Raw genomic sequence first — 15,081 nt, forward strand, 5'->3', positions numbered from 1 at the left:
ATCTCCAGAATTACCGGTTTTTATAACTTATTGTTGAGCATCCATCTTCTTTGTTTCGAAGGATAATAGGCCCCTTCCCATTAAAAATTTCATTAAATTTCCCCATCTACCACTTTAACCTCATATGCTTTCAACGCCCATCTGCAAGACCTTCCATAACAGATCCATCCCGGATATCATGGGAGGTTAGACAGCGGCAGTCCAGACCACCATCTGTCAGTTCCGCATATGCATGGGTACAGGTCCCATCCACAACATAAATTTGTCCATCTACTCTTGCTGCTACTTTGATATTGCCTTTTCAGAACAACTTCTACGGGTTCATTTTCACCAAGGGACTCTTCTCATTAAATAAGTGTAGTTTTACCCTCTAACTTCTCCATGGATTCCCTCCTTTCATAATTCTTGGCTGTCAATTTCTTCAGTGCAGCAATATTGTAAGTTCGCATGTCTTCCAATCTTGTAAACGGGTAACATCCCAGAATTCAACAGCATCCTGAATAAAGGCATCCCATCTTCCACCAAACTTTATTCTTTTGGATTGATTGGAAATATAGTTCCATAAATACATAATCAGCTTACATCAGCGGTAACCATGTTCTGTGATGTGACTGTCGGGAAAAGTCCCTCTCTTTGAACAATGACAAATGGACCTTATACTTCCAAAACCCTTTACCGAAGGTGAATGTACATATGCAATATAGCCAAAAATATATATCAAACCTGTCTCGGGATATGGGCAGGCCAGGCCCTATTCAGCAGTAACGTCAATGACAATTTTGCCAACGTGTGTTTTAGAAAGAAAAGCTTTTTGTGCTTCTGCCATATCTTTTAGTGGAAATTCTTTGGCTATGATTGGTTTGATTTTTCCTTCTTCGATATAGCTAATCAGATTCAGGAAGGATTCTTTAGTTTGATATGTACTTCCAAATAGACTTAAATCTTTCAAATAAAGATCACGGACATCCATCTCTACAATAGGTCCACCGATGGCTCCAATGACTCCGTATTTCCCTCCTTTTTTGAGGATATCTAAAAATTCCGACCACTGGCTTCCTGCAGCCACATCTAAAACTACATCCACTTTCATTTTTCCAATCTTTTCAACATAGCTTTCTCCCCTAAAAATAAATTCATCAGCACCGTAGCTCTTTACCCTTTCTGCTTTACTTTGTTCACAAACGGCAATCACCTTGGCCCCCCGTACTTTTACTAATTGCACAAGTGCAGAACCCACTCCGCCTGATGCCCCGGTTACTAAAACTACATCATCTTTTTCAACCCCTACTCTACAAATGAGGTTTTCAGCTGTTCCATAGGAACAAGGAAATGTTGCCAACTCTTTATCAGATAAATTTGAATCGATGACAAAGGCTTCTTCTGAACGTACAGCTGCATATTCGGCAAAAGTTCCATCACATTCTGAACCAAAAGTAATACATTCGATACCGTTTTCACTTGACGGACGTTCCTGAACAGAACGAATTAATACTCTTTCACCTATTCTGTCTTGACGAACCCCCTCTCCTACAGCGACAATCGTACCGCAGCCATCAGCTCCTTGAATTCTGGGGAATTCCATAGCTTGCCCAAGCCATGAACCATCGTCTTTAACTTCTTCCTTAAATCCCGATTCCCCACCTTTATTGGTTTCTGATTTTATACTCTTTGAATACCATCCTATACGTGTGTTTACATCGGTATTGTTTACAGCTGCTGCACCAATTTTCACCAATACTTCTCCCGCTTTTGGTGTTGGAACATCAATATCTGTGCGATACTCTAATGTTTCAAATCCACCATTACCTGTTAGATATACTCCACGCATTTTTCTGGGTATGGCCATCATCATGACTCTCCTTTTACAACCTTACCGTCTTTGAATTTACAAAACGAATAATAAAGAAATTACAATTCATCTTTTTTCTTTTAAGCGGTTATAAATATTCCTTTTAAATCAACTGACCGCCCGGACAGCTATGCTTCCACCATGATTAGTCCAACTAAGCCAAAGGCATGAGTTATATTGTGTGATCATGGAAGGTATAATGTCTCCCACATAGCCTTCAGCGGGAAGTCGGGTCGCTTTTCTCTGATAACGTTATCAACTAACTCCGCTTTCCCGTCCCCTCCTCTCATGGTTATAGCTGCTTCCCTGTGGAGACTGAAGGGCTCCTCGGGCATCGCCTGATGCTTCTCGGGGCAGGACAGCCTCCGCCGCTTTTCTATTTCAGCTATGCTTACCGTATATTTTGAACAGGAGGCTTTGCCGGAAGTATGATTCGATTCATACCCCGAAATTTCCATCCACGTTCATATGGAATCGGGGGAACGATCTCATGACCCAACTCATCTGCTGCTGTTCTGGCCCAGTAGGGATCCTTTAGGAGGGCCCGTCCAAGGAATATAAGGTCGGCACGATTGTTCTGCAAAATTTCCTCGGCTTGAATTCCCGTTGTGATTAAACCGACAGCTCCGGTTGGAATATCAGCTTCATGTTTTATTTTTTCAGCGAAACTCACCTGATAGCCCGGATAAACGGAAATTTTTGCCGGAGCGACAGCACCTGCACTGACATCAATCAAATGGACACCTTCTTCTTTCATCCATTTAGCCATGGTTACATAATGTGAAGGATTCAAGCCATCCTCCAGAAAGTCATTGGCTGAAACCCTGACGAAGAGAGGACCGTCCCAAACTGTTTTTACCTCGGCGATGACTTCCTTCAGAAAACGGTAACGGTTCTCTATGGATCCTCCATATTCATCAGTCCTATGGTTTGAGAGTGGTGAGAGGAATTGATTAATCAGGTAGCCATGGGCTCCGTGAATTTCGATGATGTCAAAGCCCGCTTGTTTGGCTCGTATAGCAGCCTTCCCAAAGGCTTTGACCGTTTCCTCTATATCTAAAATACTCATTTCTTTTGGTTTTTTTGTTTCTTCATCGTAAGGAATGGCCGAAGGAGCCACAATTTCACCTTCCAGTACCGCTTTCCTCCCGGCATGGGCGAGTTGAATACCCGCTTTTGCTCCGTGAGCCCTGATCATGCCAACAAGCTTCTTAAGTCCCCCAATATGGTCATCACTCCATATTCCCAAATCTTGCGGACTGATTCTTCCTTGAGGTGTAATGGCTGTCGCCTCTGTCATGATCAAGCCGACTTGCCCTACAGCTCGGCTTGTATAGTGGATATAATGCCAATCATTTACCATTCCGTCTTCGTTATGGCAGGAGTACATGCACATAGGTGACATGGCAATGCGATTTTTTAATGTTACACCGTTTATTTCATATGGTTCGAACAACTTTACAGACATTCACCAAAAGCCCCTTTCTATAGTCTCATCGGTCATTTAATATGGGGAGCTCTATTGCGGATTTCAATTAAAAACTAGATGACGCAACTGACCCGGCGCTTCGATTATCCAGCTGAAGCTTTATTTTTTGATCACTTTTATGTCCGCCGCTGTTACACCCGCCTAGAGCCGTATCAAATCAGATTGTTAACCCAAAAAACATCTAATCATGTATTAGCAAAAAAAGCGGATTTTATTTAATACAACAATTTTTCTTCAAATGGAAAATCCGAAAACCTTACTGAACCATCCGCGGTTACTAAATACTGCTGTTCAAGTTTCACACCTTCTGCTCCGCCTTTTGCTCCAATATAACTCTCAACACTTAAAACCATATTTTCCATAATTTCCCCATCAAATCCTCTTTCGTCGAAGTCTTCCCTGGGTACGATATAAGGGTACTCACTACTAAATCCGACTCCATGGGCAATGGCCGAGTATCGATTAGCAAAAAATTCCTTTGGTATTTTCCAACTTTTCTCGGCAAATTCTCTAAACGTCATGCCGGATTTAATAATCGACGCATTCCATTCAATTTGCTCAAATGCCGTATTATACAATTGCCTTTGTTCTTCTGTCGGATCGCCGTCCCCGCAATAAAATGTTCGAGAAATATCTGCATAATACCCAAAAGGACCTACTGTATCTGTATCCAATGTGACCAACTCTCCTGCCTGAATCACACGGTCGCTTGACTCCTGGAAAAAAGGGTTCGTTCGCGGTCCCGAAGCTAGCAATCTTGTATCGTTATAGTTCCCGCCGTTTGAAATATTCGTTTGATGTAAAATAGACCATAGTTCGTTTTCTGTGATACCGGGTTGGAGTGCTGTTCTTATCTTGACCAATGCTTTATCAACAATTTTCATAGAAATGCGTAAACATTTTATTTCTTCTTCTGATTTTACAGCACGGGCCAGTTCAATGGGGGTTCGCCCATCAACTACTTTAATCCCTTTATCTAAAAGAGCCATGACTGATATGGGAGGGATTCCATCCATAGCGAGCGGGCTGCCAGCCCCATGTTTCTTGACTAATGTGGCTATTTCTCCTGCAAATCCGTAATGGTCGACCCAGTTGTAAATCCAATTCATGTAAACTGTTACAAATACACTGTTTTTAAATAAGTTCAGTCTGTCTTTCTATGATTGCCATTTGACTTTTTACGTGTAAATGAGTTTCCTTCCTCCAAAGATCCCTTATGAGTTTGTTAATCATCGGCCTGGTTTTAGAGATATTATTTTAGTTTGCTTTTTCAAGATTTATAAATACATAATAGTCTGAATTGGTACTTTAGTCAACCACTTATTTTTATAAAAGGAATAAAAATTCCTAAAATGTAATTGATTTGTTGTCCTGACAAATCGGTGTTAAAGTATTGCGTGCAATAGGAAGTCCCCGGGTACACAGCTCGGGATTTCAATATATTATAGAACAACTATATAAGGTAGAATGAATGTCCAGGGTGGGAGATGTATTGACAATTGTCCTATGGAGACCTTTGGGGAGGACTGAAATGCGAGAAATGCTACCTGAGAAAAGACCGGAGTTTTGAAGCGGAAGACAGTAGATGAATACACTTCCTATAACCATGAACAAGAATAACGGCCTTAGGCAACTGTGATACAAGAGGCTGGAGCTGAGTGATATTTAGATAATGTAAAAAGTTTTGTGTAATTGGTTAAACTTACCAATTAAGGGGTTGGTCAATTATGCAAAACAAACGCTTTAGCGAAGGAATTAGCCAAGGATTGCCGTACAGTTGAAGATATTCAGGAGAAATTAATGGGCTTTTTAAGGATTCCATCCAGCAGGTATTTGAAGTTGAGATCAATGAACATTTAGGTTATATAAAACATGATAATACCGGTGACCATTCTGGAAATAGCCGCAATGGGTACAGTAAAAAGACAATGAAAACAAAGTTCGGCAAGGCTGAGTTGAGAATTTCCATGGATCGAAAAGGTGAGTATGAGCCTCAAATTGTCAAGAAATATGTAACAACCGCCAACGGATTGGAAGATCAAATTATCCGTCTTTACTCCAAAGGAATGTCAACGAGGGACATTGAGACCAGATGAGGGATTTATATGGGATTGACGTCTCAGCAGCCATGGTAAGCAAGGTGACCGATAAAATTATGCCTTTGATAGCTGAGTGGCAATCTCGTCCATTGGATCGGGTTTATCGTATCGTATTTTTGGATGCCATTCACTTTGTTGAAAGACGTATCGTATAAAGAACAAAAGGAGGTCATGGTTGATTTAAAGAAAGTCTATCAGGCGCTCACTCTGGAAGAAGCAGAACTTGAGTTTTCCAACTTCAAAGAGAAATGGGGCAAGAAACATCCGATTATTATTAAGTCCTGGGAAGCCAACTGGTTGGAACTTACTTCTTATTTTAGCTTCCCTACAGAGATTAGAAGACTCATTTATACAACCAATACTATAGAAGGCTATCACAGACAGCTTAGAAAAGTAACTAAAACGAAAACAGCTTATCCAACTGATGAATCCCTACCTAAAGTAGATTATCTATTTGGCAACAATGGAAAATTCAAAGAAGTAGACTATGCCTGTAAGGGCATGGAAAGAATGTATATCACAATTAGCTATTATCTTCGAAGAAAGAATTAAAAATGAACTAATCATTTAAGGATTGGGCTACCGCCCAATGGGTTTTTCGCTTTTGGTTCTCCCAAAAAGGAAACAAAAAAGAGGAAGAGATTGTCCCTCCCTTTTTGGCATAATCCCATTAGGTGCTCGGGTTGCTCCCCAGCATTGCCTTATCCCCCTAATGGGCAAGACCTTGTTAGAAGTATTACCACAGCTGATGTTGAAAATTCCAATTACACAAAATTATTTATACTCCCTTTACATACCCGGCAATTCAGTAAAGCTCGATCCGGAGACATTTCTGTATTCTCACTGTCGGTTATGATCTTCTGTCGTCCCTTGACATGTTGATTATTGCCCCTTTCAAATATCTTATTTGCCGCTGTACTTTCCTATTTTCTCGAGCTGAATGAAGACTCTGGCATCTTCTGAATGCCGATTAAGTTTAACTGGTTACTTTTCCATTACCATCCACTTAGAAAACCAGATCTCGCAACAACAAAACCGGCCCCATCCAGAAGCCGGTTTTGTCGATTACAGCTTTAGTTCACCCATGCGCAAAAGTTCGACAACAGCTTGAGAACGCCCCTTGACACCAAGCTTTTGCATGGCATTGGATATATGATTGCGAACCGTTTTTTCGCTGATGAACAGTTCGTTCGCGATTTCCTTGGTTGTTTTATCCTGAACTAACAGCTCAAATACTTCTTTTTCTCTTTTCGTGAGCAGCGGTTTATGAGTGAATTCGTTCTCCTTCAATTATTGTAACCCTCCTTGCCTTCGCCAGCTTCAACCGTGGGGATGGGTATTCACTTTGTCATCACCATCATATGTGAATGAAATAATGGGAGTGACATGAGAAGGCGGGGAAAAAGATAAATAGGCATCATTTTATTAAATTCTTCTCTCATGGGACAATCCGCATCATGTAAGCCAGGTTTTCGTTAAATGTACGTCATCATTCCAACATGGCCCAGCCCATATATATCCACTCAAACAGGCTTATTTTTTATCATGCTTCTCTTCTTTTTCGGAATCATCTCCGAAAAGAAAATAAGAAATGATTCCGGAAAAAATCGCAGCACCGATTGCAATATAAGTACGGGTCGGGGATTCGATATCCGTGTAGTTCCTATTTAGCCACCAGGCCGACATTACATATACGATGACTGCTATGGGTAAAGGGTAAAGTAAAAGTCTTTTCACCGTTCAACTTCCTTTTTATAAATTTTCATCAGACAAGTGGGTTAACAATATGTTCCTGCCTTCTTCCGTCCAGGGGACGCTTTTTCCGGATGATTTGGACACCTGTACGATGGCCCCCCTGCCTGTAAAGCAAATGGAGCCGTCCTCCCTGACTTCCATATAGTGCAAATCAACAGAAGAATTTCCTATCCTGCTGACCTTAACATAAATCTTCAGCAATTCATCAAAATAAACCTGTGACCAATAGTCGCATTGTATATCCGCTGCAACTGGAATCATGCCGTACTCACCTGAAAGCCACCTTTCCATGAGCCCTATCTTTTTTTAGAAAATAGGTACGTGCCTGTTCAAATTAAACAATGGGGACTGTATTATTCAAATGGCCGAACATGTCAGTTTCCGAAAAACGTGCTTTGACTTTGCTATAAAAAGAAAATTCACGTTTTCATTTTTCCACATCATCCATATAGGATATACGCGGCATCGCCAATCTCCTCTCCTAAAAAAACAGCAGCTGTCACGTTTGGACAGCTGCTGTTTTGGATGCGAACCATAAAGGGCAGGGTTACTGATTATCCACCATATGGTCGCTGCCGAAAAATTTCTTAAACATATGAACGTTTGTCGCACGGTTCATGGCGGCAATCGAAGTTGTCAGCGGAATGCCTTTCGGACAAACCTGTACGCAGTTTTGGGAGTTTCCGCATCCTGCAATTCCTCCGTCATCCATAAGTGCTTCCAGACGCTCGTCTTTATTCATGGCCCCCGTTGGGTGCGCATTGTAGAGACGTGGCAATGAAAGGAGAGCAGGCCCCATAAAGTCTGATTTACTGTTTACGTTCGGGCAGGCTTCCAAACATACTCCGCAAGTCATACATTTAGATAGTTCATATGCCCATTGGCGTCTTCTTTCCGGCATCCGAGGACCCGGTCCCAGATCATACGTTCCGTCAATTGGAATCCATGCTTTAATTCGCTTCAAGGAATCGAACATTCTGCTTCTGTCGATGACCAAGTCACGGACTACAGGGAATGTGTCCATTGGCTGCAAACGGATAGGCTGCTCCAGTTTATCAACCAAAGCTGTACAGGATTGACGCGGAGTTCCGTTTATTTTCATGGAACATGCTCCGCAAACTTCTTCCAGACAGTTCATATCCCATGCAACCGGTGATGTTTTTTCCCCTTTGGCATTGACCGGATTACGCCGGATTTCCATCAGAGCTGAAATGACGTTCATATTTGGACGATATTCCAGTTCAAACTCTTCCTCATAAGGCTGGGAATCAGGATGATCTTGTCGGGTAATAATAAATTTGACAGTTTTCTTTTCGCCCATCCTTAGTTCTCCTCTTTCTTTTTAGTATAGTCCCTTTTACGCGGCTTGATTAAGGAAACATCCACATCCTCGTAGCTGAATTCCGGCTGGTTTTTCGAAGCATTAAAGTCGGCCATTGTTGTCTTGAGCCACTCTTCATCATTACGGTCAGGGAATTCAGGTTTGTAGTGAGCACCGCGGCTTTCATTACGGTTCAAAGCACCGATGGTGATCACACGGGCAAGCTGCATCATGTTCCACAATTGTCTTGTAAACATCGCACCCTGATTGCTCCAGCTGGATGTATCATTAATGTTGATATTCTTCCAGCGCTCCATCAGTTCAAGGATCTTATCGTCCGTTGCCTGCAGGTTTTTATTTTCACGAACAACCGTCACGTTGTTGGTCATCCATTCGCCAAGCTCTTTGTGGAGGACATACGCATTTTCAGTTCCGTCCAAGGATGTAATATCCGCCCATTTTTCTTCTTCTTTTTTAACAGCTCCATCAAATAAGGAAGACGGTAAATCTTCTGCACTATTTTGAAGGCCGCTGACATATTTAACTGCTTCAGGACCTGCAACCATACCGCCGTAAATCGCTGAAAGCAGTGAATTGGCTCCAAGACGGTTCGCACCGTGTTGTGAGTAATCGCATTCCCCTGCTGCAAACAATCCTTTGATGTTTGTATGCTGTTCATAATCAACCCACAAGCCGCCCATGGAGTAGTGAACTGCAGGGAAGATTTTCATTGGAACTTTACGAGGGTCGTCCCCGGTAAACTTCTCATAGATTTCAATAATCCCGCCAAGTTTAATGTCCAGTTCCTTCGGATCTTTATGTGAAAGATCCAGATATACCATGTTTTCTCCATTAATACCAAGTTTCAAGTCAACGCAGACATGGAAAATTTCCCGTGTGGCAATGTCACGCGGTACAAGGTTTCCGTATGCAGGATATTTCTCTTCTAGGAAATACCATGGCTTTCCGTCTTTATAAGTCCAAACGCGGCCGCCTTCCCCACGGGCAGACTCACTCATTAATCGGAGTTTGTCATCCCCTGGAATCGCAGTCGGGTGAATTTGGATGAATTCCCCATTCGCATATGTTGCACCCTGCTGGTAAACAATGGATGCTGCTGACCCAGTATTGATCACAGAGTTTGTTGATTTACCGAAAATAATTCCCGGTCCTCCAGTTGCCATAATCACCGCATCTGCCGGGAATGATTGAATTTCCATCGTGTTCAGGTTTTGTGCAACGATACCTCTGCAAACACCGTTGTCATCCTGGACAATGCCAAGGAAATCCCATCCTTCATACTTTGTAACAAGTCCTGCCACTTCATGCCGGCGGACCTGCTCATCTAAAGCATACAGAAGCTGCTGCCCTGTTGTAGCACCCGCAAATGCTGTACGATGGTGCTGAGTTCCTCCAAAACGGCGGAAATCAAGCAAACCTTCAGGAGTCCTGTTGAACATGACACCCATTCTGTCCAGAAGATTAATAATCCCCGGAGCTGCTTCACACATTGCTTTAACAGGAGGCTGGTTGGCGAGAAAGTCTCCGCCATATACTGTATCGTCAAAGTGAATCCAAGGCGAGTCGCCTTCACCTTTTGTATTAACCGCACCGTTGATTCCGCCCTGCGCACATACAGAGTGGGATCTCTTAACGGGTACAAGTGAGAAAAGATCAACCGAATGTCCTTGTTCTGCAATTTTGATAGTTGACATCAGCCCGGCTAAGCCGCCGCCGACGACAATAATTTTGCCCTTGCTCATCGTGAAGTTTACACTCCTTTTCTACTCCAAATTGTATCGTTTATTCGCTACAAAGTCACTTTATGCTTATCAGAAGAACCAATGTGGATAGGCAAAAGCAAGAGCAGCGCGAATACCGACAATAGAAATTAAGACGAAGAAAATTCCCATCACCCATGAAGAAATACGCTGGGATGTAGGTGTTTGAGTAATTCCCCATCTGACAAGAAAGTTCCATAGTCCGTTTGCCAAGTGGAATGTGGCAGATAAAACACCAATAATATAAATGATCAGCATGATCGGATTGGATAATATGTCCGCCATCATATCAAAATTCACTTCGGCTCCCAATGCCTTTTGGATCCTTGTCTCCCACACATGCCACGCAATGAAAAACAATAGTATAATTCCGGAAATGCGTTGCAAAGTGAACATCCAATTTCGGAAATAACTCAATCTTACAGCGTTGTTATTTGCAGTGAATGCAATGTAGATTCCAAGAATCGCATGGAATACCAAAGGTATGTAGATCACTACAAATTCCAAAATAATTACAAACGGTAAACCACCTACAAATCCTGCCGCATTGTTAAATGCTTCTTCACCCATTGTAGCAAAGTGGTTAATGAATAAATGCTGCACCAGGAAAACCCCTACTGGTATGACACCCAGCAATGAATGCAGCCTGCGCCAATAAAACTCATTTTTTACTGCCACGTTTTACCCCCCTCAGTAGTTAAATAAGCGTCTGCTCAGATTTGTCCGATGGGCTTGTCGAACATGATAATTGTTTGTCACGACATTGTAACCATATTTCATTCTACCCCCGTCGACATGCCTCGTCAAGACAGGCGATTTCTTATTTATGCTGAACTGAATAATTCATCCAATTCATAATAGAAATCTTTACCAATTAACCCTTAATTTCGTTTATAATATACTCATATTGAAAGCGAGGAAAAGAACAGTGAAATCTCTACCAAAAGATAACCAGCCATCCATAAAAGCCGAAGAACACTCAACAGTTCCCGTCTTCGCGTATGAACTTCTTAGGGATGTCCTCATACCTGAACTCCTCGGCAGTGACACACCTGAAATCTCTTATTGGGCAGGGAAATACATTGCACGCCGGTTTCCGCTTCTTTCCATAGATGAAGCCGCTGAATTCTTCAAAGAAGCCGGCTGGGGCCACCTGTATATTGTACGTGAAAAGAAAAATGAATTTCTTTTGGAGTTGAGCGGCGACATCATTGAACGACGCCTTACCATGGCCTCGGAACCATGCTTTCGTCTTGAAGCAGGCTTCCTGGCCGAGCAAGTTCAAAGCATGAAAGAAGCAGCTGCAGAAACATTTGAAGAAATCCATAAAAAAGAACTAAAGGTATTATTCCGTATCCAGTGGGATGCCTAAGCTTCCCGGCAACATCATTTCCCCCTGTTTCTCCATAAGCAGAGCCTGCTCCTTTTTTCAGAGCAGGCTTTTTGCTTACTTAGCAGCCGTATCCTCAAGAGCGCCCAATTCGAAAGCATCGTGCAAATATTGGGCCGCTGGTTTCATTTGTTTAGAATCCACAAGTACGGATACTTTAATTTCAGAAGTGCTGACCATTTTGGACTGAATTCCGTTTTCAGCCAGAACTTCAAACATTTTGGCTGCTACCCCCGGGTTGGATACCATGCCCGATCCGACAATGGACACTTTGGAGAGGCCTGTCTCACACTCAATATGGTCGAAGCCAATGGCGTCTTTTTTCCTTTCCAGTACATCAATTGCTTCCTGACGGTCTTTATCTTTAATGGAAAAAGATAGATTTGTCTGGCTGTCGGTTTGGCTCTGGATAATGATATCCACATCGATCTGATTTTCAGCCAATGTTGAAAAGACTGACGGGAGACCGGTAATTTCACTTTTCAATCCAAAAATTGTCATTCTTGTGATATCATCTTCAAATGCGACACCGCGCACAATTAAATTCTTTTCCATAGTTGCTTCCTCCTCAATGACTGTACCTTCTTCATTTACCGTGCTTGATCTGACTTCAAGGGGTACCGAATGGTTTTTTGCAAATTCAACTGCACGCGGATGCAGTACGCCGGCCCCCAGATTGGCAAGTTCCAGCATCTCATCGTACGAGATGGCCGATAGCTTGCGGGCTTTCGGAACATAGCGCGGATCAGACGTAAATACACCTGTAACGTCTGTACAGATAGAGCAACGCTCTGCTTTTAAGGCTGCTGCCAGCGCGACAGCCGTTGTATCGGAACCGCCTCTGCCCAGTGTTGTGATCTCACCGTCTTCTGTTACACCTTGGAAGCCCGCTGCTACAATAATTTTTCCATCATTTAAAATTTCTTCCAAATGATCCGTTTTTACATCTACAATTCTTGCATTGCTGTGGACTTTCTCTGTAATAATTCCTGCCTGCCAGCCTGTTAAGGAAACAGCCTGCTCACCCATTTCAGTTAATGCCATGGTCAGCAGGGCAATGGACACTTGTTCACCTGTTGCCAAAAGCATGTCCATTTCCCGCTTTGCCGGGTGATCAGTAATTTCTCCGGCAAGCGTCAGCAGCTGGTCGGTTGTTTTCCCCATGGCTGAAACAACTACCACTACATTTTTTCCGCTTTGTTTTTCTGCGATAATTCTTCTGGCGGCATTTTTAATTTTATCCGTTGTACTTAAAGACGATCCACCAAACTTGATGACTACAGTACCCATAATCTACCTTCTTTCTGTCATAATAAAAAAAGCAATGAGAGCTTTCCCCTCATTGCTTGTGAGTCACGATTTTTCATGTGAAAATGTCACAACATGGGATAGCTCACCAGTATGAAAAGTATCATACTGACAGTCCTGTATTTATTCAATCACAGAACCAGCAAAAATAACCATGGGATCATTTTCACTTCGGCAATCCTTCCCTTTCATAACCCTTCATCAAAGCCCACGCTTCTCCGAATTACTACTCTTTAAGGTTTGCGCCTCTATCAACTTGTTCAATTGCGTTTCATTATAGCATGGAGTTTTACACGATTCAACTACTCTTTTAACTTTTCTTTTAAACTTTTGGCCACCGGCTCTGGTATACCCAGTTCGGTAATGTCCTCCATTTCCGCTTCTTTCATCTTTTTCAGCGACCCAAAATGCTTTAAAAGGCGCTGTTTCCTGGCGGGTCCTATTCCCGGAACATCATCCAAAATAGACTGGAAGGCTGTTTTACCCCTAAGCTGGCGATGGAAAGAGATCGCAAACCGGTGAACTTCATCCTGGATTCTTTGCATCAGGTAAAACTCATGGCTGTTTCTGGGAAGCTGCACTGCTTTCAATGGATCACCGTACAGCAGCTGGGACGTCTTATGCTTTTCATCTTTTGCCAATCCTGCTACCGGAATGTCGAGGCCGAGCTCATTTTCCAAAATATCCTTTGCTGCTTCTGCCTGGCCTTTCCCCCCGTCAATCACAATCAGATCCGGCAGCGGCAACCCGTCTTTGAGCACGCGTGAATATCTTCTGCGTACCACCTCTCTCATGGACTCGTAATCATCAGGACCTTCCACCGTTTTAATTTTATATTTTCGGTATTCTTTTTTATCCGGTTTCCCGTTAATAAATACAACCATAGCAGATACCGGATTGGCTCCCTGAATGTTGGAGTTGTCAAAAGCCTCAATCCGGTATGGTGTATAAATACCCATGGCTTTTCCAAGTTTCTCCACTGCTTTGATGGTACGTTCTTCATCACGTTCAATCAAAGCAAATTTATCATGCAGGGAAACTCTCGCGTTTTTTTCGGCCAGTAAAACGAGATCCTTCTTCTGCCCGCGTTTTGGAATAAGGATTTTTGTTTTGACAAGCTCTTCGGCCATATGAGCGTCAACTGATTCAGGCAGAAGAATTTCTTTAGGTACAAAATGCTGGGGCTGCAGGTAAAACTGGCCCAAAAAAGTAAGGAATTCTTCTTCCTGCTCACCATAAACAGGGAATAACGAGACATCTCTTTCAATTAATTTGCCCTGCCTGATGAAAAAAACCTGAACACACATCCAGCCTTTATCCATTGCATAGCCGAATACATCCCGATCAATAAAATCTGAAGAGATAATTGTTTGCTTTTCCATGGTCATTTCGATATTAGCAATTTGATCACGGTATTCTTTCGCTCTCTCAAAGTCAAGCTGATCAGACGCCTCAATCATTTTCTCCTGCAATTCTTTTTTAATGGTTTTGTACCCTCCGTTTAAAAAGCGGGAGATTTCATCAGTGATGCCTTTATAGGTCTCGTCACTGACTGGATTGACACATGGTGCAAGACACTGGCCAAGATGATAGTATAAACAGACTCGGTCGGGAAGGGATTGGCATTTGCGAAGCGGATACAGACGGTCCAGCAGTTTTTTCGTCTCATGTGCAGCTTGCGCATTGGGATATGGACCAAAATATTTGGCTTTATCTTTCTTTACTTTTCTTGTAATAATCAGCCTCGGGTGACGCTCATTTGTTAATTTAATATATGGATAACTCTTATCGTCTTTGAGCAGGACATTGTATTTCGGGGAATATTTTTTGATCAAGTTCATTTCTAAAATCAGGGCTTCCACATCAGAAGAAGTCACAATATATTCAAAGTCTTCAATTTCTGACACAAGCCGCTGGGTCTTTGTATCATGCGACCCGGTAAAATAGGACCGGACACGATTTTTCAGCTTTTTCGCTTTTCCTGCATATATCACGGTCCCCTGCCTGTCTTTCATGAGGTAACACCCTGGCTGATCCGGCAGGATTTCCAGTTTATGTTTTATCAATTGGTTCAAGGAAGGAACCTCCC

At 42.5% G+C, this 15,081-nt stretch carries 12 protein-coding genes, 2 pseudogenes and 1 riboswitch; of the genes and pseudogenes, 2 read left to right on the forward strand and 12 right to left on the reverse strand.

Annotated features, from left to right (window positions below; genetic code table 11):
• Nucleotides 1-130: 130 nt before the first annotated feature.
• The 4 genes from ACFSCZ_RS06190 to ACFSCZ_RS06205 all read right to left on the reverse strand — a co-directional run bounded on the left by ACFSCZ_RS06190 (nt 131) and on the right by ACFSCZ_RS06205 (nt 4,447).
• Nucleotides 131-292 carry a Rieske (2Fe-2S) protein gene (locus tag ACFSCZ_RS06190; protein WP_380772992.1) on the reverse strand — a complete coding sequence of 54 codons (162 nt, stop codon included), beginning with the start codon at nt 290-292 and terminating at the stop codon, nt 131-133.
• A gap of 459 nt (nt 293-751) precedes the next feature.
• Nucleotides 752-1,849 carry an alcohol dehydrogenase family protein gene (locus ACFSCZ_RS06195; RefSeq protein ID WP_380772933.1) on the reverse strand — a complete coding sequence of 366 codons (1,098 nt, stop codon included), beginning with the start codon at nt 1,847-1,849 and terminating at the stop codon, nt 752-754.
• A gap of 391 nt (nt 1,850-2,240) precedes the next feature.
• The gene (gene namA, locus ACFSCZ_RS06200) at nt 2,241-3,317 is read right to left on the reverse strand and encodes an NADPH dehydrogenase NamA (RefSeq protein WP_380772934.1); all 1,077 of its coding nucleotides are present in this window, start codon (nt 3,315-3,317) and stop codon (nt 2,241-2,243) included.
• A 236-nt stretch (nt 3,318-3,553) separates the two neighbouring features.
• Nucleotides 3,554-4,447, reverse strand: coding sequence for a M24 family metallopeptidase (locus ACFSCZ_RS06205; RefSeq protein ID WP_380772935.1), 894 nt, complete (start codon nt 4,445-4,447; stop codon nt 3,554-3,556).
• Between the two features lie 640 nt (nt 4,448-5,087).
• Here ACFSCZ_RS06205 and ACFSCZ_RS06210 point away from each other — a divergent pair.
• Nucleotides 5,088-6,008: pseudogene (locus ACFSCZ_RS06210) on the forward strand (transposase); the annotation flags it as partial.
• A 494-nt stretch (nt 6,009-6,502) separates the two neighbouring features.
• Here the strand turns inward: ACFSCZ_RS06210 and ACFSCZ_RS06215 are convergent.
• The 6 genes and pseudogenes from ACFSCZ_RS06215 to ACFSCZ_RS06240 form a co-directional block, all read right to left on the reverse strand.
• Nucleotides 6,503-6,727: a helix-turn-helix domain-containing protein gene (locus ACFSCZ_RS06215; RefSeq protein ID WP_120075451.1), complete on the reverse strand. Its 225-nt coding sequence runs from the start codon at nt 6,725-6,727 to the stop codon at nt 6,503-6,505.
• A gap of 243 nt (nt 6,728-6,970) precedes the next feature.
• A complete protein-coding gene (locus tag ACFSCZ_RS06220) occupies nt 6,971-7,174 on the reverse strand; it encodes a histidine kinase (protein ID WP_380772937.1) in 204 nt (67 codons plus the stop codon).
• 15 nt (nt 7,175-7,189) lie between these two features.
• Nucleotides 7,190-7,658, reverse strand: a pseudogene (locus ACFSCZ_RS06225) (acyl-CoA thioesterase).
• A gap of 81 nt (nt 7,659-7,739) precedes the next feature.
• Entirely contained in the window at nt 7,740-8,513 is a 774-nt protein-coding gene (gene sdhB / locus ACFSCZ_RS06230; protein ID WP_380772938.1) for a succinate dehydrogenase iron-sulfur subunit, read from the reverse strand.
• Nucleotides 8,514-8,515: 2 nt separating this feature from the next.
• Nucleotides 8,516-10,276, reverse strand: coding sequence for a succinate dehydrogenase flavoprotein subunit (sdhA, locus tag ACFSCZ_RS06235; RefSeq protein WP_380772940.1), 1,761 nt, complete (start codon nt 10,274-10,276; stop codon nt 8,516-8,518).
• Between the two features lie 69 nt (nt 10,277-10,345).
• Entirely contained in the window at nt 10,346-10,972 is a 627-nt protein-coding gene (locus ACFSCZ_RS06240) for a succinate dehydrogenase cytochrome b558 subunit (RefSeq protein WP_380772941.1), read from the reverse strand.
• 250 nt (nt 10,973-11,222) lie between these two features.
• Here ACFSCZ_RS06240 and ACFSCZ_RS06245 point away from each other — a divergent pair, with 250 nt between their 5' ends.
• Complete coding sequence (locus ACFSCZ_RS06245; protein WP_380772942.1) at nt 11,223-11,666, forward strand: YslB family protein; 444 nt, start codon at nt 11,223-11,225, stop codon at nt 11,664-11,666.
• Between the two features lie 75 nt (nt 11,667-11,741).
• Here the strand turns inward: ACFSCZ_RS06245 and ACFSCZ_RS06250 are convergent, their stop codons facing one another.
• Together ACFSCZ_RS06250 and uvrC are read right to left on the reverse strand one after the other, a co-directional pair.
• The gene (locus ACFSCZ_RS06250) at nt 11,742-12,974 is read right to left on the reverse strand and encodes an aspartate kinase (protein ID WP_380772943.1); all 1,233 of its coding nucleotides are present in this window, start codon (nt 12,972-12,974) and stop codon (nt 11,742-11,744) included.
• Between the two features lie 91 nt (nt 12,975-13,065).
• A riboswitch (Lysine riboswitch) is annotated at nt 13,066-13,251 on the reverse strand.
• A 43-nt stretch (nt 13,252-13,294) separates the two neighbouring features.
• Nucleotides 13,295-15,067 (reverse strand): excinuclease ABC subunit UvrC, encoded by a 1,773-nt coding sequence (gene uvrC, locus ACFSCZ_RS06255; protein WP_380772944.1) that lies wholly within the window; start codon nt 15,065-15,067, stop codon nt 13,295-13,297.
• Between the last annotated feature and the right edge of the window lie 14 nt (nt 15,068-15,081).

Source organism: Siminovitchia sediminis (assembly GCF_042680885.1).
Classification (GTDB): Bacteria; Bacillota; Bacilli; order Bacillales; family Bacillaceae_C; genus Siminovitchia; species Siminovitchia sediminis.